The organism is Allobranchiibius huperziae (assembly GCF_013410455.1).
In the GTDB taxonomy this organism is placed as follows: Bacteria; Actinomycetota; Actinomycetes; order Actinomycetales; family Dermatophilaceae; genus Allobranchiibius; species Allobranchiibius huperziae.
In genome coordinates this window covers 326,265-347,723 of the sequence record NZ_JACCFW010000001.1, presented here as the reverse complement: position 1 = coordinate 347,723, position 21,459 = coordinate 326,265, and the positions used below count along the sequence as shown (strand labels likewise).

General features: G+C 71.3%; 21 protein-coding genes, 1 tRNA gene and 1 other RNA gene. 10 read left to right on the top strand and 13 right to left on the bottom strand.

The window, feature by feature from the left end; all coding sequences use genetic code 11:
• Window positions 1-43: 43 nt before the first annotated feature.
• Window positions 44-826, top strand: coding sequence for an ABC transporter ATP-binding protein (locus HNR15_RS01685; RefSeq protein WP_179478595.1), 783 nt, complete (start codon window positions 44-46; stop codon window positions 824-826).
• Complete coding sequence (locus HNR15_RS01680; RefSeq protein WP_179478593.1) at window positions 823-2,223, top strand: ABC transporter permease; 1,401 nt, start codon at window positions 823-825, stop codon at window positions 2,221-2,223. Before HNR15_RS01685 ends, HNR15_RS01680 begins: the two co-directional genes overlap by 4 nt.
• 43 nt (window positions 2,224-2,266) lie before the next feature.
• On the opposite strand, the gene HNR15_RS01675 is transcribed toward HNR15_RS01680, so the two are convergent.
• From HNR15_RS01675 to HNR15_RS01665, 3 genes are read right to left on the bottom strand one after another with little or no spacing between them, the layout of a single operon-like run.
• The gene (locus tag HNR15_RS01675; protein WP_179478591.1) at window positions 2,267-3,325 is read right to left on the bottom strand and encodes an aspartate-semialdehyde dehydrogenase; all 1,059 of its coding nucleotides are present in this window, start codon (window positions 3,323-3,325) and stop codon (window positions 2,267-2,269) included.
• A gap of 20 nt (window positions 3,326-3,345) precedes the next feature.
• Window positions 3,346-4,404 (bottom strand): aspartate-semialdehyde dehydrogenase, encoded by a 1,059-nt coding sequence (locus tag HNR15_RS01670; protein WP_179478589.1) that lies wholly within the window; start codon window positions 4,402-4,404, stop codon window positions 3,346-3,348.
• Complete coding sequence (locus HNR15_RS01665) at window positions 4,401-5,684, bottom strand: aspartate kinase (protein ID WP_179478587.1); 1,284 nt, start codon at window positions 5,682-5,684, stop codon at window positions 4,401-4,403. Before HNR15_RS01665 ends, HNR15_RS01670 begins: the two co-directional genes overlap by 4 nt.
• Window positions 5,685-5,919: 235 nt before the next feature.
• Here HNR15_RS01665 and HNR15_RS01660 point away from each other — a divergent pair, with 235 nt between their 5' ends.
• Complete coding sequence (locus HNR15_RS01660) at window positions 5,920-6,666, top strand: phosphatase PAP2 family protein (RefSeq protein ID WP_179478585.1); 747 nt, start codon at window positions 5,920-5,922, stop codon at window positions 6,664-6,666.
• Here HNR15_RS01660 and HNR15_RS01655 read toward each other — a convergent pair.
• Both HNR15_RS01655 and recR read right to left on the bottom strand, forming a co-directional pair.
• The gene (locus HNR15_RS01655) at window positions 6,630-8,195 is read right to left on the bottom strand and encodes a hypothetical protein (RefSeq protein ID WP_179478583.1); all 1,566 of its coding nucleotides are present in this window, start codon (window positions 8,193-8,195) and stop codon (window positions 6,630-6,632) included. The two genes, HNR15_RS01660 and HNR15_RS01655, sit on opposite strands and share 37 nt — an antisense overlap.
• Window positions 8,188-8,787, bottom strand: a complete 600-nt coding sequence (gene recR / locus HNR15_RS01650) for a recombination mediator RecR (protein WP_179478581.1) — start codon at window positions 8,785-8,787, stop codon at window positions 8,188-8,190. The genes HNR15_RS01655 and recR overlap by 8 nt, the downstream gene beginning before the upstream one ends.
• A gap of 175 nt (window positions 8,788-8,962) precedes the next feature.
• Here recR and HNR15_RS01645 point away from each other — a divergent pair, with 175 nt between their 5' ends.
• Complete coding sequence (locus tag HNR15_RS01645; protein WP_179478579.1) at window positions 8,963-10,555, top strand: purple acid phosphatase family protein; 1,593 nt, start codon at window positions 8,963-8,965, stop codon at window positions 10,553-10,555.
• A 62-nt stretch (window positions 10,556-10,617) separates the two neighbouring features.
• The gene (locus tag HNR15_RS01640; RefSeq protein ID WP_179478577.1) at window positions 10,618-10,839 is read left to right on the top strand and encodes a hypothetical protein; all 222 of its coding nucleotides are present in this window, start codon (window positions 10,618-10,620) and stop codon (window positions 10,837-10,839) included.
• On the opposite strand, the gene HNR15_RS01635 is transcribed toward HNR15_RS01640, so the two are convergent.
• From HNR15_RS01635 to arsM, 3 genes are read right to left on the bottom strand one after another with little or no spacing between them, the layout of a single operon-like run.
• On the bottom strand, window positions 10,840-11,247 hold the full coding sequence (locus HNR15_RS01635) for an arsenate-mycothiol transferase ArsC (protein ID WP_179478575.1): 408 nt from the start codon (window positions 11,245-11,247) through the stop codon (window positions 10,840-10,842).
• Entirely contained in the window at window positions 11,240-12,328 is a 1,089-nt protein-coding gene (gene arsB / locus HNR15_RS01630; RefSeq protein ID WP_343048368.1) for an ACR3 family arsenite efflux transporter, read from the bottom strand. The genes HNR15_RS01635 and arsB overlap by 8 nt, the downstream gene beginning before the upstream one ends.
• The gene (gene arsM, locus HNR15_RS01625; protein WP_179478573.1) at window positions 12,325-13,083 is read right to left on the bottom strand and encodes an arsenite methyltransferase; all 759 of its coding nucleotides are present in this window, start codon (window positions 13,081-13,083) and stop codon (window positions 12,325-12,327) included. The genes arsB and arsM overlap by 4 nt, the downstream gene beginning before the upstream one ends.
• 76 nt (window positions 13,084-13,159) lie before the next feature.
• Between arsM and HNR15_RS18025 the strand changes: the two genes are divergently transcribed.
• Window positions 13,160-13,510, top strand: a complete 351-nt coding sequence (locus HNR15_RS18025; RefSeq protein ID WP_343048367.1) for an ArsR/SmtB family transcription factor — start codon at window positions 13,160-13,162, stop codon at window positions 13,508-13,510.
• 10 nt (window positions 13,511-13,520) lie between these two features.
• Here the strand turns inward: HNR15_RS18025 and HNR15_RS01615 are convergent, their stop codons facing one another.
• The 5 genes from HNR15_RS01615 to ffs all read right to left on the bottom strand — a co-directional run bounded on the left by HNR15_RS01615 (window position 13,521) and on the right by ffs (window position 17,922).
• Window positions 13,521-14,375 (bottom strand): HAAS signaling domain-containing protein, encoded by an 855-nt coding sequence (locus HNR15_RS01615; RefSeq protein WP_179478569.1) that lies wholly within the window; start codon window positions 14,373-14,375, stop codon window positions 13,521-13,523.
• A complete protein-coding gene (locus tag HNR15_RS01610; RefSeq protein WP_179478567.1) occupies window positions 14,372-14,695 on the bottom strand; it encodes a PadR family transcriptional regulator in 324 nt (107 codons plus the stop codon). The genes HNR15_RS01615 and HNR15_RS01610 overlap by 4 nt, the downstream gene beginning before the upstream one ends.
• A gap of 60 nt (window positions 14,696-14,755) precedes the next feature.
• Entirely contained in the window at window positions 14,756-15,427 is a 672-nt protein-coding gene (locus HNR15_RS01605) for a 1-acyl-sn-glycerol-3-phosphate acyltransferase (protein WP_179478565.1), read from the bottom strand.
• 3 nt (window positions 15,428-15,430) lie between these two features.
• Complete coding sequence (locus tag HNR15_RS01600) at window positions 15,431-17,695, bottom strand: DNA polymerase III subunit gamma and tau (protein ID WP_179478563.1); 2,265 nt, start codon at window positions 17,693-17,695, stop codon at window positions 15,431-15,433.
• 130 nt (window positions 17,696-17,825) lie between these two features.
• Window positions 17,826-17,922: signal recognition particle sRNA small type (ffs, locus tag HNR15_RS01595), an RNA gene on the bottom strand.
• A gap of 84 nt (window positions 17,923-18,006) precedes the next feature.
• Between ffs and HNR15_RS01590 the strand changes: the two genes are divergently transcribed.
• The 4 genes from HNR15_RS01590 (at window position 18,007) to HNR15_RS01575 (ending at window position 21,445) form a co-directional block, all read left to right on the top strand.
• Window positions 18,007-18,096: transfer RNA gene (locus HNR15_RS01590), tRNA-Ser, on the top strand.
• Window positions 18,097-18,187: 91 nt separating this feature from the next.
• Window positions 18,188-18,724 carry a hypothetical protein gene (locus HNR15_RS01585; protein WP_179478561.1) on the top strand — a complete coding sequence of 179 codons (537 nt, stop codon included), beginning with the start codon at window positions 18,188-18,190 and terminating at the stop codon, window positions 18,722-18,724.
• Window positions 18,705-19,661: an agmatinase gene (gene speB / locus HNR15_RS01580; RefSeq protein WP_179478559.1), complete on the top strand. Its 957-nt coding sequence runs from the start codon at window positions 18,705-18,707 to the stop codon at window positions 19,659-19,661. Before HNR15_RS01585 ends, speB begins: the two co-directional genes overlap by 20 nt.
• Window positions 19,658-21,445 carry a gamma-glutamyltransferase family protein gene (locus HNR15_RS01575; protein ID WP_179478557.1) on the top strand — a complete coding sequence of 596 codons (1,788 nt, stop codon included), beginning with the start codon at window positions 19,658-19,660 and terminating at the stop codon, window positions 21,443-21,445. The genes speB and HNR15_RS01575 overlap by 4 nt, the downstream gene beginning before the upstream one ends.
• Window positions 21,446-21,459: the final 14 nt, after the last annotated feature.

Genomic DNA, 21,459 nt, shown 5'->3' with positions numbered 1-21,459 from the left:
CAGGCGGATGTCCGCGGCCCGCGGCTGCGGCAGGGTCGTCGTCATGAACCCGACCCGGTCGATCCACCCCGTCACCCAGCCACGCCGAGCCGTCGTCTCCTTCCGCGGCGTCGACAAGCACTACGGCACCGGCCCGGACGCCGTGCGCGCTCTGGACCAGGTCACCGTCGACATCTTCGACGGCGACTTCACCGCGATCATGGGCCCCTCGGGCTCGGGCAAGTCCACCTTCATGAACGTGGCCGCCGGCCTGGACGACATCACCTCGGGGGAGGTGTACCTCGCCGGCGAGGCACTGCACGCGATGGACGACGCGGGTCGGACCGTCCTGCGGCGCGACCGGGTCGGGTTCGTCTTCCAGGCGTTCAACCTGGTGCCCACGCTGTCCGTGGTCGAGAACGTCGAACTGCCGTTCCGTCTCGCGCAACGCACCATCGACGGTGACCAGCGGGAGTGGATCGCCCACCTGCTGACCACCCTCGGTCTGAGGGAGCGCACCGCCCACCGCCCGGCGCAGCTGTCCGGCGGACAGCAGCAGCGCGTCGCGATCGCTCGTGCGCTCGCCTCACGACCGCAGGTGATCTTCGCCGACGAGCCGACCGGCAACCTGGACTCCCGCAGCTCACGTGAGGTGCTCGCGCTGTTGCGCACCGCGGCACGGGAGTACGGGCAGACGATCGCCATGGTCACCCACGACCCGCTCGCCGCGTCGTACGCCGACCGCATCCTGGTGATCGCCGACGGCTGCATCGTCGCCGACCACGCGGCCCTGTCACCGCAGCAGATCTCGCAGCTGCTGATCGACGTCGAAGAGGGTGTGGCATGACCCGGGTGCCGCCGGTGCTGGGCTCGGTGCGCGAGCTGGGCACGGTCACCCTGGTGGCCGGGCTCAGCGGGTGCTACGCGGCCACGCTGATCATGACCTCCTCGATCCTGGCCTCGATCAGCTCGACCCAGGGCGACGGAGACGTCGCCATGCTGCTCGGGATCGTTTCGCCGGTCTTCATCGGGATCGCACTCTACGTCGCCGCCGTCGTCATCACGGGGTGCGTGACCACCGTCATCGCCGGGCGCCTGCAGCACATCGCGCTGATGCGGTTGCTGGGCGCCGACGGCCTCAGCCTGCGCCGGTCGGTACGCCGCAGCACGGCGCGCGCCGGGGCCGTCGGCGCCTGCCTCGGGGTGCTGGCCGGTGTGCTGCTGACCGACGTCGTCCGTGTCGTGCTCGTGCACCGCGGAGCACTTCCGGACCTGCCCTACCGGTGGGCCGTACCCCTGCTGGCGCTGCCGATCGCCGCGGTCGCGCTGTGCTCGGTCGGCGCCGGCTGGATCGGGTCGCGAGCCGTGCTGCACGTCGCTCCGGTCCAGGCGCTGAGCGCGGTCCAGGCACAGGTGGACCCGGCACGCCGTACGACGGTCGTGCGGGCCGCGCTCACCGTGACCCTGATCGGCGTGGGCGTCGTCCTCCTCATGATGGCCGTGGCACTGGGCGATCGGATGTCGACGTCCGGGTTCCTCTGCGCCTTCCTCGGCGCAGCAGTGTCCGGCACGGGCGTGATCGTCGGTGCCCGCTTCCTCATCCCGTGGGTGGTCACCGCCCTCGGCCGGCTGCTCGGCGGCGGACCGCCCAGCCTCATCGCCCGGCGCAACGCCGTCGCCGACCCGTCGCGCACCACCCGCTCGACGATCGGGCTGATCGTCGGGGTCGTGCTGATCACCACGATCGCCTCCGGCATGTCGGCACTGCGTGCTGCGATGGATGCCGCGTCGGGCCTGAGCGCCGCGCAACGGCATCACACCGACCAGGTGATGGCGATCATCACGGCCGTGCTCGTCTGCCTGGTGGTGATCTCCTCGATCATCGCGGCGGTCGGTTTCGTCAGCACGATGTCGCTGACCGTGATCCAGCGACGTCGCGAGATCGGTCTGCTGCGGTCGCTGGGATTCACCGCCGTGCAGGTACGCGCGATGATCACTCGCGAGTCGATCGCCCTGTCCGCGACCGCCGTCATCCTCGGCGCGGCGATCGGGGTCGTCTACGGATCCGTGGGGGCGCAGTCCCTGGTCGGTGCGATGAGCAGCGGCTTCGTCTGGGGTGTCCCGTGGGTGGCGCTCGCGGCCGTGGCCGTCGCCGGGGGTGCCCTGGTGCTGGTCGCCTCGCGCCCGCCGGCCCGGCGGGCGGTCTCGGTGCCGCCGGTGGTGGCGCTGCGGGCGACCGACTGACATCGCAGCCACCGCCGGGTTCAGGGGCCCGGCGGTGGACCCGTCAGCTGACGACGAGCTCGGCGATCTCCAGGAGATTGAGCGCAGACCCCCGGCGCAGGTTGTCGCCGCACACGAAGAACTGCACCGACCGTGGGAAGTCCTCCAGCTGGCGCACCCGACCGACGAAGACCGGATCGGAACCGACCACGTCGACCGGCGTGGGCCACTCCTCGGAACGCGGGTCGTCCAGCACGACGACGGAGTTGGCGTCCTGCGTGAGGGCCTGGACGACGTCCTCCCGGTGCACCCGCTGCTCGAACGTGGCGTGCACGGTCATCGAGTGGGTCGTGGTGACCGGCACCTGCACACAGGTCGTCGCGATCTTGAGCGCGGGCGTCTCCAGCAGCGCCCGCAGTTCGGCGCGTACGTTGAGCTCCTGCGCCGAGGACTCGCCGTCGCCCTGGCCGCCGACCCACGGGATGACGTTGAACGCGACCGGCGCGGGGAACGGGCTCGCGCCGGAGAGGTCGGACAGCTTGCGGCGTACGTCGCCCGGGTACTGCCCGACACTGCGGTCGCCACCGAGCGCGTTCGCCTCGTCGTAGAGCCGCTGCACGCCGAGCGACCCCGCGTCGGAGACGGCCTGGTAGGTGGAGACGACCAGCTCCTGCAGGCGCCACCTGCGGTGCAGCGACGTGAGGACCCCGATCATCGTCAGGGTCGTCGCGCACGGGCTGGCGAGGATGCGCGCGCCCGTGCGTTTGGTGGCCGCCGGGTTGAGCTCCGGGACCACCAGCGGCACGTTGTCGTGGTCGATGAAGGCGCCGGAGCTGTCGACCACCACGGCACCGGCCGCCACGGCGCGGGGCGCCCATTCGAGGGCGACCTCCGGCGGTGCGGCGAAGACCGCGACGTCCACACCGTCGAACGCGTGGTCGTCCAGGCCGCGCACCTGCAGCTCGCGACCGGCGGCGTCGACGGTGCGCCCGGAGGAACGCGACGAGGCGAGCAGCCGCACCTCGCCCCACACGTCGCGGCCCATGGGCAGGACGCCGAGCAGTGTCTGGCCGACCAGTCCGGTGGCCCCGACCACGGCAAGGGTCGCTCCGTCGCGCGTCATGTCAGACGTGCCCTCCCCCGTCACTGCGCCGCGGCGATGACCTCGGCGATCTGCACCGTGTTGAGGGCGGCTCCCTTGCGCAGGTTGTCGCCGGACACGAAGAACACGAGCCCGCGCCCGTCCTCCACTGCCTGATCCTGCCGGATGCGACCGACATATGTGGCGTCTTGACCTGCCGCGTCCAACGGTGTCGGCACCTGGGCGAGAGCCACCCCCGGGGCCTTCGCGAGCAGTTCGGTCGCGCGGGCCGGGCTGATCGGCCGTTCGAACTCGGCATGCACGGCCAGCGAGTGCCCGGTGAAGACCGGGACGCGCACACAGGTGCCCGAGACCCGCAGGTCGGGAAGCTCGAGGATCTTGCGCGACTCGTTGCGCAGCTTCTGCTCCTCGTCGGTCTCCAGCGACCCGTCGTCGACGACCGAGCCGGCCATCGGCAGCACGTTGTAGGCGATCGGCGCGACGTACGTCTTGGCCGGCCCGAGCTCGACGGCGCCGCCGTCCAGCGCGAGGCCCTCGATGTCGCCGGCCTGCACGCCCTGCCGGATCTGGCCGGCCAGCTCCTCGACGCCGGCGAGTCCGGACCCGGACACCGCCTGGTACGTCGCGACGGTCAGCCGCTGCAGGCCCGCCTCGTCGGAGAGCACCTTGAGCGCAGGCATCGCGGCCATGGTGGTGCAGTTCGGGTTGGCGATGATGCCCTTGGCAGGGCCCGCGATCCGGGCCGGGTTGACCTCGCTGACCACCAGCGGCACCTGCAGGTCGCCGCGCCAGGCGGAGGAGTTGTCGATGACCAGGACGCCGGCCGCGGCGAACTTCGGCGCCAGTGCCTTGGACGTCGATCCGCCGGCGGAGAAGATCGCGATGTCCAGTCCGCTCGGGTCGGCGGCGGCAGCGTCCTCGACGACGTAGTCGCGCCCCTGCCAGGTGAGCGACCTGCCGGCCGAACGCGCCGAGGCGAAGAGGCGCAGGGAGGCGACGGGGAAATCGCGCTCGGCGAGCAGCCGCAGGACGACCGCCCCGACCTGACCGGTGGCGCCGACGACCCCGACGTGCAGTGCGCGCTGCGGTGCGGCGCTCATCGTCCGCTCCCCCCGTAGACGACGGCCCCGCCGTCGGCGTCGTCCAGCCCGAACGCCGTGTGCACCGCCCGGACCGCGTCGTCCAGTTGGTCGTCGCGGGTCACCACCGACACCCGGATCTCCGAGGTCGAGATCATCTCGATGTTGATGCCGTTGTCGGCCAGAGCCTGGAAGAGGGTGGCGCTGACCCCCGGGTGGCTGCGCATGCCCGACCCGACCAGGGACAGCTTGCCGACCTGGTCGTCGTACTGCAGCGACTCGAAGCCGATGTGCTCACGGGCCGCCTGCAGGACCTGCACGGCGCGCTGGCCGTCGGTCTTGGGCAGGGTGAAGGACACGTCGGTCTGACCGGTCGCGAGCGCGGAGACGTTCTGCACGATCATGTCGATGTTGATCTGCTGGGCGGCGATCGCCTGGAAGATCTGAGCGGCCTTGCCCGGGGAGTCGGCGACCCCGACGACGGTGATCTTGGCCTCGCTGCGGTCGTGCGCGACGCCGGCGATGATCGGGTCTTCCACGGATGCTCCTTCTGACTCTGGGGCGGAGGACGGGTCGACGACCCAGGTGCCTTCGCGGTGGCTGAACGAGGACCGCACGTGGATCGGCAGACCGAAGCGCCGCGCGTACTCCACGCACCGCAGCATCAGCACCTTGGCGCCCGAGGCCGCCATCTCCTGCATCTCCTCGTTGGTGATGCGGTCGATCTTGCGCGCCGTGGGCACGATCCGCGGATCGGCGGTGAAGATGCCGTCGACGTCGGTGTAGATCTCGCAGACGTCCGCCTTCAACGCGGCGGCGAGCGCGACGGCGGTGGTGTCGGATCCGCCGCGACCGAGGGTGGTGATCTCGTTACTGCCCTGGCTCACGCCCTGGAAGCCGGCGACGATGACGATGTGCCCGTCGCCCAGGGCCTCCTCGATGCGGCCGGGGGTCACGTCGATGATGCGGGCCTTGCCGTGCACGTCGTCGGTGATGACACCGGCCTGCGAACCGGTGAACGAGCGGGCCGAGTCGCCGAGATTGGCGATGGCCATCGACACCAGCGCCATCGACATCCGCTCACCGGCCGTCAGCAGCATGTCGAGCTCGCGAGAGGGCGGAGCGGGAGAGACGGCGTCGGCCAGTTCGAGCAGGTCGTCGGTCGTGTCGCCCATCGCGGAGACGACCACGCAGACCTGGTTGCCGGCCTTGCGGGTGTCGACGATGCGACGCGCCACGCGCTTGATGCTGTCGGCGTCGGCCAGCGACGACCCGCCGTACTTCTGGACCACGAGACTCACGCTCCACAAGGGTAGTGAGCCCAGAATCCGAGACGTGCGATGCCCGAATGGCGGGACGGCACCCCCCTACGTCGACCACCCTGAGGCGGGCGAGACACGGCTCACAGCGCGCGTATAACACGCTGACGGCTGGGGCAAAGGTGCGTTTGTCGGCCGCCGGTGGCATCCTTGTCGGATGTCAAGTCGCACCCCGGGGTTGGTGACCACTATGCCTGAAGTCGGGCATCGTGCACTGTTGCCTGCTTCGCTGCGCACTTTCAGGGCGCCCGTCTGGTGGCACGAGATCGCGATCCTGGTCATCCTGGACATGATCTACGAGCGTCTGCGCAACCTCGTGCCCGACCACGAGACGGCGGCGATCGACCGCGGTCTGCGGGTGCTGCACCTGACCCAGAAGCTGCACATCAACTTCGAGTTGTCCCTCAACCACTTCGTCGCCGCGCACGATGAGATCGCCCGCCTCGCCAACGGCTACTACTCCTTCCTGCATCTGCCGATGACCGGCGGAGTCCTGATCTGGCTCTTCTTCTGGCAGCGACGCGTCTACCGCTCGGCGCGCACGGTGCTGGTGACCACGACCGTGCTGGGGCTGTGTGGCTTCTACCTCGTCCCGATGGCGCCCCCGCGTCTGCTGGGCGCGGGTTTCGTGGACACCCTGGTGCAGTTCCACACCTTCGGATCCTGGGGTCACGCCTCCGTCGCCGCCGTGACCAACCAGTACGCGGCGATGCCGAGCCTGCACTGCGCGTGGGCACTCTGGTGCGGCCTGACGGTCTTCAACCTGGCCAAGCGCCGGATCGTGCGGTACGCCGCGATGCTCTACCCGCTGCTGACCTTCACCGTGGTCATCGGCACGGCCAACCACTTCGCGATCGACGGCGTCGCCGGCGCCGCGGTGCTCGGCCTCGCGTACGGCATCCACCGCACGCTGCAGGGCCGCGGAGCCTACGAACCGGCTCCGCTGTTGCCCGAGTACTCCTGACGCAACCGGTAGATCGTCACGCCGTTCACCCGGGCCGCCAGCGTGTAGTAGGTGTCCACGAAGTACTTCAACTGCGGGAAGACCGACAGCGGGTACTTGCCGTCGTAGTACTGCCCGCCGTACGCGCGCAGGTCGGCGGTCGAGGTGTCAAGCACCAGCTGCGGCGGGTGGGTGTAGACCGAGCGCAGCACGGCCTTGTAGGCGCCGGGCGTGGTCGCCGGCACCGTGCTCGGGTCGGCGGTCCGGTTGCCCGAGACCCCCGTGACGAAGTCGGAGTGCACCAACGCCCCGCCGAGCGGCCGGTCGGACTCCCACTGCGCCTGCGGCAGGTTGCCCCAGACGAGGATCGGCTGGTCGGGACGGGAGTGGGCCGCGACGTACTTGGCGAGCGGCGTCGTGTTGGGCAGGGTGCGGAAGGTTTCGGGGGTGAATCCGGCCACCACGGCGGCCGTGGTGACCACCACGAGCAGCGCGAGGATCCAGGTGCGCAGGCGGCCGGTGATGCGGGCCGCGGTGGGCGCGGCCAGCAGCACCAGCGGCGGTAGCGACTGGATCCAGTAGTGGGCGAAGAAGCGGAAGCCGGAGATCCAGGCGACCGTCGCCGTCGCCCACCAGATCCACAGGTCCCGATCCACCTGCACCGCCTGTCGCAGGGAGCCGGCCGCCCTGATACGCAGCGCCACGGGGATCAGCAGCGGCAGGTGCAGTCCCACCAGCAGGGCCAGGCCACCGAAGAAGCTGACGGCCACCATGGACCAGTTCGGACCGGTGAGCAGGAATCCCTCGTTGGAGGCGAACACCCAGTGCCACACATCGGCCGTCGGAAGCCAGGCCACGACGATGCCGATGCCGACCGCGAACCCACCGAACATCCACCCCAGGTGGGACCAGCGGCGTGAACGAGCCACGGCCATCCCCGCCGGCAGCAACCCGATGAGCCAGGTCTGGCGACACAGGACCGCGACCGCGAGCGCCAGCCCGGCGAGGGCCGCCGCGCGCTTGGAACGCCGCCGGGCCAGGACCATCGCCACCGCTCCGGGCGCGAGCGCGAAGTGGGCGTAGTTGGCCGCCTGGCCGGCGTCGGGAAGGAACGCGACCGCGGCGGTGATCATCAGCACCCCGGCCCACACACGTTGCGCACGGGTGCGGAGGCTGACGTCGGCGGCGACGGCGCAGGCCGCCACGGCCAGCAGGAGGGCCGCCACGAGGTGCACGGGGCGTAGGTCGACGTTGCCGAAGATCGCGAACGCCGCGTGGTAGAGGTAGGTCGGCAGGGGCGGCTTGCGGTCGATGGCGTCGATGTAGAGCCGCCCGCCGTGCTGCAGGGTGATCGCCTGGTCGGCGATCGTGGCCTCGTCGGGGTCGTAGAGCTGGTGGAAGTAGCCGGGCACGTGCACCAGGAGGGCGAAGACGAAGAACCCGCCGGCCATCCCGGCGTACCGCCGCGCGATCTCCCGCCACTGGTCGGACGCCTGCGCCCCCTGGCCGGCGTCGACTTCCGCCCGGGTCCGGGCGTCTACCTCAGCCACCGATCAACCGGCGACCTTCGAAGGCGCGGCCCAGCGTCACTTCGTCGGCGTACTCCAGGTCACCGCCCACCGGCAGCCCCGAGGCCAGGCGCGAGACCGGCATGCCCAGCGGCGCCAGCAGCCGCGACAGATAGGTCGCGGTCGCCTCGCCGTTGAGATTGGGGTTGGTGGCGATGATGACTTCCTCGATCGGCTCGGTGCCAAGGCGTCGCATCAGCTCGGTGATGCGCAGATCGTCCGGGCCGATGCCGTCGATCGGGCTGATGGCCCCGCCGAGCACGTGGTAGCGGCCCCGGAACTCCCGGGTGCGCTCCATGGCCATGATGTCCTTGGGCTCCTCCACGACGCAGATCAGGCTCATCGAGCGTCGGGAGTCGCCGCAGATGCGGCACAGGGCGTCCTCGGAGACGTTGAAGCACAGGTCGCAGAAGCGGACCTTGTCCTTGACCACGGCCAGCACCTCGCTGAGACGTTGTACGTCGGCGCGGTCGGCCTGCAGCAGATGGAACGCGATGCGCTGCGCCGACTTCGGACCGACGCCCGGCAGCCTGCCGAGCTCGTCGATCAGGTCCTGGACCACACCTTCGTACACAACCGGACAGCCTACGGGCTCACGCTGACACCACCCTGCGCTTCGTCGTACTCAGTGAACGGTGGACGCAAGCCGACGGGTCGCCGGCACACCATCGGTGACCGCACCGAGAGTTCTCGGTGCGTTCATTCAGATCATGTGGTGAGCGCACGTCGGGTTCCAGATCGTGGTGCCCATGAGTTCTTCTGAGATCGACGGGGATCCGGGCGTCGCCCGGCGGCATCTGCTGGCGGGGGCGGGGTTCGTCACCGCGGCGACGGCTCTGGGTGTGTCGACGGCCGCCGATGCCGCCGCATCACCCGTGACGTCGCTCCGTTCCACCAAGGGTGGATCGCATACCGCGCCGGTGCCCGTCGTACACGGTCTGCACCTGCAGTTCGGATCGGATGCCGCGACGGAGGTCGTGGTCAGTTGGCACACTCTGGCGCCCGTGCGGAGACCGCGGGTGCTGCTCGGCGATGAGCGCGGCGACTTCAAGCGCAGCGCCTCTGCCGAGACCAGGTCGTACGTCGACGAGAAGTCGGGCACGACGGTGTACGCGCACCACGCCGCGCTCGACAGGCTGCGGCCGGGCACGTCGTACCTGTACGCGGCCTTGCACGAGGGGACGACGCCACAGTTCGGCACGTTCTCGACCGGGCCTCGTGGGCGCGCGCGGGTGACGTTCACCAGCTTCGGAGACCAAGGCACGCCCACCCTCGGCAAGTTGCTCGCCGGTACGACGACCACCTGGGTCAACGACAACCTCGGCGCCCCCGCCGGGTCCGACACGACGGCCGGCGTGGAGCAGGTCGCTCCGATGTTCCACCTGTTCAACGGCGATCTCTGCTACGCCAATCTCGCCACCGACCGCATCCGCACCTGGTGGGACTTCTGGGCGAACAACTCCCGCAGCGCGCGCAATCGGCCCTGGATGCCGTCCGCCGGCAATCATGAGAACGAACTCGGCAACGGGCCGATCGGCTACGAGGCCTACCAGACCTACTTCTCGGTGCCGAGAGCCCGCGGACAGACGCAGGTGACCCGGGGCCTCTGGTACTCCTTCACCGTCGGCGCGGTCCGCGTGATCAGCCTCGCCAACGACGACGTCTGCTACCAGGACGGCGGGAATTCCTACGTACGCGGCTATTCGAAGGGCGCGCAGCGCACCTGGCTCGAGCAGGAGCTGCGGCGCGCACGCCACGACCGGGAGATCGACTGGGTCGTGGTGTGCATGCACCAGGTCGCGATCAGCTCAGCCGACAAGGCCAATGGTGCCGACCTCGGCATCCGTCAGGAATGGATCCCGCTCTTCGACCGGTACGGCGTAGACCTGGTCGTCTGCGGGCACGAGCACCACTACGAACGCAGCCATCCCATCCGCGGCCAGCAGCGGAACGCGACCCTCACCCCGAAGGTGGCGGCGACCGACACGACCGTCGTCGACACCACCAGGGGCACTGTGCACATGGTCCTCGGCGGAGGCGGTTCCTCCTTCACGTCCAATCAGTTGCTCTTCCAACCGCCCGCCTGTCGGGTCATCACGGGGGTCGGCGCCCCAGATCCGACGACCGGCAAGCGGGCCCCGGTGTACGTCATGGACACCGCCCGGTGGTCTGCTTCGCGCGACGGGGAGCACCCCTACGGGTTCGCGGCATTCGACGTCGACCCGGGGCGTCCGGGCGGGGACACCACCATCACCGTCACCTACTACGACGCCACTGGCGTCGGCGGCGGACTGCGGGCCTTCGAGACCTTCCAGCTGCGGCGTCCCCGCTCGGACCGCTGAGATCGAAGCCGGCTGCTCCCGAGGCGTCGCGCCGGCGAGGTGCAGTTCCTACCCTGGAGGGTATGGCGCGCGACTGGACCGTGGTGCAGTGCTCCGGCGGTGACTACTACGAGACCGTCTGGAGACGATGGGTGTCGTTCAAGGCCGTCCGGCTGGGACGAAGACGCCTGCAGCGCTGCCCGATCCACCACAGGTGGGAGATGGCGGTGCGGGCCCCGGAGGCGGATCTGACGCCGCAGATCCGGGAGTCCGCCGCTCGTCACCGCGACTCCGGGATCATCTGATCAGATCTCGGCCAGCAGCCGGCGGACCCGCTCGGCCGTCTCGTCGCGCAGGAGGCGCATCCGCTCGATCCCGTCGACCCCGCGATCGGCCGGCTCGTCGAGCTCCCATGTGGTGATCGGAGCGCGCATCCCGGCAACCGGAGGCAGGCGCGCCTCCGAGCCCACGACGATGACGTGGTCGGCACGTCGCAGCAGGTCCGGATCGACCGGCTTGGTCGACTCGCCGTCCATGGAGGCACCCACCTCCTCGACGACCCGCCGGGACAGGTCGTTGAGCCCGCCGCCGGGCCGGGTGCCCGCGGAGTGCACCTCGACGCGGCCCTCGGCCAGCTGCCGCAGCAGCGCGGCCGCCATCTGGGACTTGCCCGCGTTCTTCACGCACACGAACAGCACACAGGGGTCAGGCATCGGCGAGCTCCACCGGGAACCGCGAGCGCAGGGCCAGCGAGACGTAGACGAGTCCCACGAGGACCGGCACCTCGATGAGCGGCCCGACGACACCCGCCAGCGCCTGCCCGGAGGTGACGCCGAAGGTGGCGATCGCGACCGCGATCGCCAGCTCGAAGTTGTTGCCGGCCGCGGTGAACGCCAGCGTCGTCGTCCGGGCGTAGCCCATTCCCAGGCAGCGGCCGAGGAGGTAGCCGCCGCCCCACATCAGCGCGAAGTAGACCAGCAGCGGCAGCGCGATCCGGGCGACGTCCAGCGGTCGTGACGTGACCTGGTGCCCCTGGAGGGCGAAGAGCACCACGATGGTGAAGAGCAGCCCGTAGAGCGCCCACGGCCCGATCCGCGGCAGATACGCCGCCTCGTACCGCGCACGGCCCCAACGGCGTTCGCCGATGCGGCGCGAGAGGAAACCAGCGAGCAACGGCACGCCGAGGAAGACCAGGACCGACCCGGCGATGTGCCACACCGACACGTCCAGCCGGGTCTGCTGCAGCCCGAGCCACCCCGGCAGCACCGAGAGGTAGAACCAGCCCAGCACCGCGAACATGACGACCTGGAAGACGGAGTTCAGGGCGACGAGCACGGCTGCGGCCTCCCGGTCCCCGCATGCCAGGTCGTTCCAGATGACGACCATGGCGATGCAGCGGGCCAGCCCGACGATGATCAGCCCGGTCCGGTAGGTCGGCAGGTCCGCGAGGAACACCCACGCGAGCGCGAACATCAGCGCGGGTCCCACGAGCCAGTTCAGGACCAGCGAGCTGATCAGCATGCGCCGATCCCCTGCGACCTGGTCGAGGCGGTCGTAGCGGACCTTCGCCAGGACCGGATACATCATCACCAGCAGCCCGATCGCGATCGGCAGCGAGACGCCCTGCACCTCGACCGCCGACAGCGCCCCGGACAGTCCGGGGACGAGCCGCCCGAGCAGCAGGCCGATCGCCATGGCGGCGACGATCCAGGCAGGTAACCACCGGTCCAGCGTCGACAGCTTGGCGATGACTCCCTGGTCGACCGCCGGGCGCGGCGTGGTGGCGACGCTCACGTGCGCACCGCCCGCACGATCGCCGCCTGCGCGTGCTCGTGGACCGCGTGGGTGTAGCGGATCTCGACCTCGCCCCAGCCGTTCGCGGTGAGCAGGTCGCGGTACTCCTGCTCGGTCAGCGCCCCGGCGATGCAGCCGGTGTGGGCCGCCACGTCGGCGCGAGTTCCTTCGTCCATGTCCGTGTCGGCGACGACGTCGGAGACCGCGAACCGGCCGCCTGGCCGGGTCACGCGGGCTGCCTCGGCCAGCACGATGCCCTTGTCGGCGGCCAGGTTGATGACGCAGTTGGAGATCACCACGTCCACCGAGGCGTCCGGCAGCGGGATCTCCTCCAGGTAGCCGTGCAGGAACTCCACATTGGTGACGCCCGCGTCGGCGGCGTTGCGGCGGGCGAGATCGAGCATCTCCTGCGTCATGTCCAGCCCGATCGCCCGACCGGTGGGCCCGACCCGCCGCGCGGAGATCAACGCGTCGCCCCCGGCACCCGCGCCCAGGTCGAGGACGATCTCACCGGCCGCGAGGTCGGCCACCGCGGTGGGGACGCCGCATCCCAGAGACGCCTCGACCGCAGCGCCCGCGGCCCCGGTGTCCGCGCCCGCGTACAGGCCGGCACCGAAGACCGCCCGACCGTCCGGGGTGACGTTCTGGTCGTAGAGGCTGGGGCCGCAACAGGAGGTGGCCCCCTCGGCCGCGGCTCGGGCGGACTCGGCGTACCTGCGTCGGACCTCCTCGCGGATGACGATCGGATCACTCATGGGACTGCTCCTTGCTTCGATACACGTCGATGCAGAGAGGGTGGCGCGCTGGTTCGATATTTGTCAATATAGAGGGGTGACGTTCATCCCGGTACGCGATGTGGCGGGCCCTCGGGCGCGCGTGGCGCCCGGCGAGGGGCCCCTCACGGCCGACCGCTGCGAGGACGTGGCGAACGTCTTCAAGGGGTTGGCCGACCCGATCCGGCTGCTGCTCTTCAGCCACATCGCCGCGCATCCGAACCCGGTCTGCGTCTGCGACATCCCCGACGCCGGCGTCTCTCAGCCGACGGTCTCCCATCACCTGCGCAAGCTGCGCGATACCGGCCTGGTCGACTGCGAGCGCCGAGGCACCTGGGTCTACTACTGGGCGACGCCGCTGGGCGCGGCCTGCGTGCCGTTCCTGACCCGGATGGCAGGCGATCTCTGAGCGCTCGGCGTCAGAGGTGATGCCATCGCGCGCGCAGGCCGAGCGCCGGCCCGAGCAGCGCCATCCCGAGGACCACCAGCATGATCTCGACCCCCGCCGTCGTGAGAGCGGCGGGCACCGCCGAGTGCTCGGCCCGGTCGCGCGCGAAGGCCGCCGCAGCCGCGACGAGCGCGGTCGACACGAGCAACCGACCGGGGCCCACCTCCGGAAGTGAGAGGTGGGTGAGCGCACCGAGGTCGGCGAGCGGCGACCGCACCGGCCGATCCCCCGGTCGCCGGTAGCCGCGGATGACCGATCGGGCCCGCAGGACGCTCGCGGCCGCCAGGGCGGCGAGGACGGGCCCGCCGAGGATGAGGACCGCCGCGCCGCGCCCCGGCACCGCGCCGGCGGCCGCGAACAGGGTGACCGCCGCGGCGAGCAGCGCGCAGCCGTTCCGGGCGCAGAGCAACGACACCTCCCCGGCGCTCGCCGGCCGACCGCGCAGGGCGCCCGCCTGCACCACCGCCAGCACGAGCGACACGATGGCGACCTGTGCGGCGGCGAAGAAGGTCACCGCCCAGCCGATCGACCCGGTCGTCGCGGCGGTCGTGGAGTTCAGCACGACCAGCGTCGAACCGCCGACCGCGATGACCCCGACGGCGGAGGCGAGAGTCGCACGCTGGGCTCGCCGCGTGGCGACCTCCGCGTCGAGCGACGCCGCGATCTCGGCGGCGTCGCCGAAGCGGCGTACGGCCTCTGTCGGCCCCACCGCGGCAGCGGAGTCCTCGAGGTGGTCGCGACACTCCGCCAACAGCCGGCGTCGGACGGATCCGCGCACCCGCAGCAGGCGCCGCAGCTCGTCCAGGTAGTCCTCGACGGAGCTCACGCGAGTCCCCCGATCACGCGGTCCACCGCCGCCGAGAAGGCCTGCCATTCCTGCGCGGAACGGGTCGCCGCCCGGCGCCCGGCCGGGCTGAGTCGATAGACGCGCCGGCGCCGCCCGTCGGTGACGCTCCACGCACTCGTCACCAGATCGGCGCGCTCGAGGCGCTGCAGTGCCGGGTAGAGGGACCCCTCCGGTACCGAGAGCGTGCCGCCGCTGCGCTCGCCGAGCCGCTGGCTGAGCGCGTATCCGTGACCGGGCGCGTCGACCAGGACGGCCAGCAGGAGCCCTTCCAGGTGCCCCCGCAGAAGATCGGTTCCCATGCTCGGACCATACCCAGATTATCTAGGTATCGACAAGACTCTCGCGGCAACGACGGTGAATCACGCGACGGTGGAGGGCCGTTCGTTGTACGCCGTGGCGCGCGGTTGCCCGGACAACCGGGCGATGGCGTCCATGACCTCGTCGGTCAGCTCACGTCGGGCCCGGCCGGCGGGCACACCGGACCACCGGCCCGCCGGATCGATCGGCGTGCCAAAACGCACCGTGAACCGCTCCCGGTGCACCCGGTTGTCGCCGACGGGCTGCACCTTGTCGGTGCCGATCAGACCCACCGGCACCACCGGCACACCTGCCGTCATGGCCAGGTGGGCGACACCGGTGTGCCCGCGGTAGAGACGTCCGTCCCGCGAGCGCGTGCCCTCGGGGTAGATGCCGAAGGCATCCCCGGCGGCCAGCACCCGCAGGGCGAGTTCGAGCGACTTGGCGGCGGCCTGGGAGTCGTCGCGCTCGACCGGGATCATCCCCATCGTCTCGAACCAGAGGCGTGAGGCCGTGCCCTTCGCGCCGGTGCCGGTGAAGTAGTCCGACTTCGCCAGGAAGCGGACTTGGCGCGGGGCGACCAACGGGATCACCACGCTGTCGATGAAGGACAGGTGGTTGCTCGCCAGGAGGACTCCCCCCTGGCGGGGCACGTTGTCGGCGCCCTCGACCTGCGGGCGCCATAGCGCGCGTACGACGGGTGAGACGGTGCCTTTGGCGGCGCGGTAGAGCACAGGTCAGTCCCGCTGGTCCTCGATGACCACGCCACCGAGGATCGAGGTCACCACGGGGATGCCGACCTCACCGGCGTCCTCGACGTCCTCGTCGTCTCGTGATCCCTCGTCCTCATCGGCCATCGGGACGGCGGTCGCGGACGCTCCGGCCGCTGGTTGCTGCGCGGCGGGCTCGCTGGCCCAGCTCGGCGCCGGCGCACTGCTCGCGCCCCATCCGCCCGGCTCGACCTCGGGCTCGGACCGCTTGCGCGGCGCGGAGCGCTGGGGGCGGCGCGCGGCCACGGGTGCCGCGGGCTGCGGGTCCGACGTCTCCGCCCCAGTGTCAGGTGCGGCCGGTTGCGCGTCCTGCTGTCCGCCGGGATCGGCACGCTGGGCAGGCCGCGCCGGGGCGAGATCGTCCGGCTGCGGCGTGCCGGTCGGTGCGCCGCTGTCGGTGCGGGCCGTCACCGTCACGGTCACGCCGAGGGCCTCCTGCAGCGCCTGGCGTACGACGTCGCGGTGCGACCCCCGCTCGAAGGTCTGCGCCAGCCCGGGACTGCTCACCCCGAGCACGAGCTGCGGTGGGTCGTACTCCAGCACGTGGGCGTGCTGGCTCAGCAGGGCCCAGGTCACCCGCTTGATTCGCGCGATGGCGTTGAGCACATCCGGCCAGGCCCGGCGTATCGCGTCGGTGTCGAGCCCTCCCCCGACAGCCGACTGCTGGGCCGACGGCGGCCCACCCGGTCCCTGGCCCGCACCGCCCGGTGCGACGCCCACGGGGTCGGCCACCTCCGGGATGTCGCGCCCCTCGGACCGCACGTCGACGGGCTCGCCGCCTGCTCCGGCCTCGTCAGGTTCGTCCGGCATGTCCGGGTCGGGCGCGGGACTCGGATGCGGGACGGTCGTGGGGTCGGGCACGGGCGACGGCTCGGGGTCGGGCGTCGGCTCCGGGGTGGGTGTCGGCGCCGGCGCCGGAGCCGGATCGGCCGGTCCGGCGGGTGGTGTCGGCTGCTCCAGCGGCGGGTGGGGCACCGGGACTTCAGGGTTCGACGGCTCCGGTGCGGGTGTCGAGGGCTGCGCAGTGGTCGGTTCGGACGCGGACGCGGTGGGCCGGGCGCCCGGCACGGCGCCGATCGCGAGGCGGCGTTCGAGACGGTCCAGCCGCGCGGCGTACCCCTCCTCGCCGCTCGCCCCCGGCAGCAGCACGCGGGCGCAGATCAGCTCCAGCTGCAGCCGCGGGGCAGTGGCCCCGGTCATCTCCGTCAGGCCGGCGTTGACGATGGTCGCGGCCCGGGCCAGGGTCTCGGCGCCGAATGCGGCGGCCTGCTGGCGCATCCGTTCGAGCTGATCCTCCGGCACTCCGCGCAGCACCTGCGCGACCCCGTCCGGGACGGCGGCGACGATGATCAGGTCGCGCAGCCGTTCGAGCAGGTCCTCCACGAATCGCCTCGGATCGTGGCCGGATTCGATGACCCGGCCGATCTGACGGAAGGTCGCGGCGGGGTCGGACACCGCGAGCGCGTCGATGGTGGCGTCGAGCAGCTCACCGTCGGTGAACCCGAGCAGCGCGGCCGCCCCGGCGTAGGTGAGGCCGCCGTCCTGCGATCCGGAGATCAACTGGTCGAGCACGGACAGCGAGTCGCGCACCGACCCGCCGCCGGCGCGGGTCACGAAGGACAGCACGCCCGGCTCGACCTGCACGCCCTCGGCGACGCAGAGCTGCTCCATGTACTCGGTCAGCCGCTGCGGCGGGACCAGCCGGAAGGGGTAGTGGTGGGTGCGCGACCGGATCGTGCCGATGACCTTCTCCGGCTCGGTGGTCGCGAAGACGAACTTCACGTGCTCCGGCGGCTCCTCGACGACCTTCAGCAGGGCGTTGAAACCCTGCGTGGTCACCATGTGGGCCTCGTCGATGATGTAGACCTTGAAACGGCTGCTGGCCGGGCCGTACGCCGCCCGCTCACGCAGGTCGCGCGCGTCGTCGACGCCGCCGTGACTGGCCGCGTCGATCTCGATCACGTCGACCGTGCCCGCGCCGCCGCGGGACAGCGCGACGCAGGAGTCGCACACGCCGCACGGGGTCGGGGTGGGGCCCTGCTCGCAGTTGAGGCAGCGCGCGAGGATCCGGGCGCTGGTGGTCTTGCCGCAGCCTCGCGGCCCGCTGAAGAGGTAGGCGTGGTTGACCCGGCCGGTCTCCAGGGCGCGCATCAGGGGCACGGTCACGTGCTCCTGGCCGATGACGTCGGCGAACGTCTCGGGGCGGTATCGGCGGTACAACGCGGTGCTCACCTGGGGAACTCTATGCGCCGGGACCGTCAGTGCGACCAGCTCGTACAGGTGGCATCGGTTGTCCGCATATTCGTGCACCCGTCGACCCGGATCTGCGGACAATCGTGACCCTGTCAGCCTCGGGCCGGACGTGAAGGACCCCCCACGCACCTGGAAGAGCACGCCTGCCCTTGCTGCATTCCTGCCCTGGGGGAGTTCGGCGCGGTACCACCGCGTGGGGGATCGGCGAACAGTCTAGGACACCGCGGCGGGTGCACCGGGCACGCCTCATTTATGCAGTCCCGCCGCGACCGGGTAACCTCTGCTCGCCTGGAGGATTCGCATAGTGGCCTAGTGCGCACGATTGGAAATCGTGTTGGGGATGAAACCCCTCGCGGGTTCAAATCCCGCATCCTCCGCCAGCATCGGATGGCCGGCCCCGTACGACGAGGGGCCGGCCATTCCTCGTCCGGGCGCCCATGAGGTCATGCAGAGCATGGAAGGCTCCCCTCCATGCACGAAGTGACGGCGTGGTGCGCCTTCCTCGGAGCGTGGCTCCTGGTGGCCGGCCCGATCCTGCAGGCGTCGCTGGAGTTGCAGGAGCTCGACGTCGACGTCGCGCGGTCGGCGATGAAGGGCGCGGCGGATCGGGTCGACGAACCGGACGTCTCACCTTGGTGGTGGTTGATCCCACCGGTCGGCTACGTGCTGCACCGACGGGCCTCGGGCGCGTACCGGCAGGAGGTCATGCGCCGGTTGCAGCCCGCGGAGCTGGAGGTGGTCTTCGCCTTCACCAACCGCGCGACGGGCTGGGCGATGGTGGCCGGCGGCGCGAGCCTGATCGGCATCCACGAGACGTTCGAGCTGGTCGAGACCCTCGAACGCCCCGGCTGGTGGACGTGGCCGATCTCGGTCGCGATGCTGGCCGTCGCGGCGGCCTACACGGTCGAACGCTCCCGACGTGGTGAGAGCATCCTGCAGAGAGCGGCCGGGTCCGATCCGGTCGCCACGACCCCGCAGGAGAGCCCCGATGCCCGTCGGTCCGACTGACGCCAGCAAGACCCCGCGGTACGCCGGGCTCACCACCTTCGCGCGGCTGCCGCGCCGCGAGGACATGGAGGACGTCGAGGACTACGACGTCGCGGTGGTCGGGGTGCCGTTCGACAGCGGCGTGAGTTACCGACCCGGCGCCCGCTTCGGGCCCTCGCACATCCGGGAGAGCTCGCGGCTGCTGCGGCCATGGAATCCCGAGCTCGACGTGGCGCCGTTCGACCTGCAGCAGGTGGTGGACGCCGGCGACATCGCGGCCAACCCGTTCGACATCGAGGACGCGATCGGGCAGATAGAGCGGGACGCGGCGGAGCTGACCGCCGGTGGACGACGGCTGCTCACGCTCGGTGGCGACCACACGATCACCCTGCCGTTGCTGCGGGTGATGCACGCGGCGTACGGCCCGATCGCGGTGCTGCACTTCGATGCCCACCTCGACACGTGGGACACCTACTTCGGTGCCCCGCACACCCACGGCACGACGTTCCGGCGGGCCTCCGAGGAGGGGCTGCTCGACCGGGACCACTGCCTGCACATCGGGATCCGCGGCCCGCTCTACGACGCGCGCGACCTGCCGGAGTCCGCCGACCTCGGTTTCGCCACCATCCACGCCGCCCAGTTCGACGAGCTCGGTACGCGCGGGGTCATCGAAGCGATGCTCGCGCGGCTCGGCGACGCCCCGGTCTACGTCTCGATCGACATCGACGTCCTCGATCCGGGGCACGCGCCGGGCACCGGCACCCCGGAAGCCGGCGGCCTGACGAGTCGGGAGCTGCTCGCGATCCTGCGAGCGCTGGAGGCCACGAACGTCGTCTCGGCCGACATCGTCGAGGTGGCGCCGGCGTACGACCACGCGCAGATCACCGGGATCGCCGCCTCGCACGTCGGCTACGAGCTGCTGAGCGTCATGAAGCCGAACGCCGCTGTGAACGCATGACGTTCACCACGCGCCCCACGCTCGCGGGCACCTTCGGCATGGTCTCCTCCACCCACTGGATCGCGTCGCAGTCGGCGATGAGCGTGCTCGAACGCGGCGGCAACGCCTTCGACGCGGCCGCCTGCGCCGGCTTCGTGCTGCACGTGGTCGAGCCGCACCTCAACGGCCCCGGCGGCGACATGCCCGCCATCGTCGCCACCGCCGACGACCCGACCCCGCGGGTGCTCTGCGGCCAGGGCCCGGCGCCGGCGGGAGCCACCATCGAGCACTACCGCGCTGAGGGCCTGGACCAGGTGCCCGGCTCCGGCCTCCTGGCCGCGGCCATCCCCGGCGCGGTCGACGCCTGGCTGGTGCTGCTGCGCGACCACGGCACCTGGGAGCTGTCCGACGTGCTGGAGCCGGCCATCGGGTACGCCGAGGCCGGCCACCCCGTGCTCCCCGCCGTCAGCGCCACGATCGAACGCGTGGCGGGCATGTTCACCGAGCACTGGCCCACCTCCGCGAGCACCTGGCTGCCGCGCGGAAAGGCACCCACACCGGGCTCGTTGGTGACGAACCCCGCGTACGCCGCGACGCTGCGCCGCCTGCTGGCCGAGGGTGCCGCAGCCGGCACCGACCGGGTGAGCCGGATCGAGGGCGCCCGGCGTGCGTGGTCGGACGGTTTCGTCGCCGACTCGGTCGACCGCTTCGCCCGCGGGTCCTTCCTGGACTCCAGCGGCGCGGCCCACGCCGGCGTCATCACCGGTGAAGACCTCGGTGGGTTCGAGGCCACCTGGGAGCCCGCCGTCACCCTCGACTGGGCGGGCGCGACCGTCGCCAAGACCGGTGCGTGGGGCCAGGGGCCGGTGCTGCTGCAGTCGCTGCAGATGATGAACGCGCTCGGGGACCCGTCGGAGCTGGATCTGCTCCGCGCCGAGGGCGTGCACACCACGACCGAGGTCATGAAACTCGCCTTCGCCGACCGCGAGGCGTTCTACGGCGACGTCGACGTCCCGCTCGCCGACCTGCTCGACCCGGCGTACGCCGCTCAGCGCGCCGCGCTCGTCGGCGCGGACGCCTCGATGGAGATCCGGCCGGGCTCCCCCGGCGGCCGGACCCCGGTGCTCCCCCACGGATTGGGGCAAACCGCCTCTGCAACAGGCGATTCCACCGTCGGTGAGCCCACTGTGTCCGATCGGACAGCTCCCACCGCGCAACGCGGCGACACCTGCCACGTCGACGTGGTCGACCGCTTCGGCAACACGATCTCGGCGACGCCGAGCGGCGGGTGGTTGCAGAGCTCGCCCACCATCCCCGAGCTCGGCTTCTGCCTCGGCACCCGCGCACAGATGTTTCGGCTGCAGGAGGGCCTTCCGGCGTCTCTCGCGCCCGGCCGCCGGCCGCGGACCACCCTCAGCCCCACCCTGGTGCTGCGCGACGGCGCGCCGTCCATGGCCTGCGGTACGCCGGGCGGAGACCAACAGGATCAGTGGCAGTTGCTCTTCCTACTACGAGTCCTGGCTCAGGGCAACGCATTACAGGACGCCATCGACGCACCCGCCTGGCACAGCGAGGCGGTCCCCAGCTCGTTCTACCCGCGCGGCATGCAGCCCGGCGTGCTGGTGATCGAGGACCGGATCGACCCGGCTGTGGCGCGCGAGCTGTCGGCCCGCGGTCACGGCGTACAGCTCGGACCGGCGTGGAGCGAGGGACGGCTGTGCGCCGTCACCCGCGACCCCGCCACGGGAGTGCTGCGCGCCGGCGCCAACCCCCGCGGCATGCAGGGGTACGCCGTCGGACGGTGACGGCGTCCGGGCGC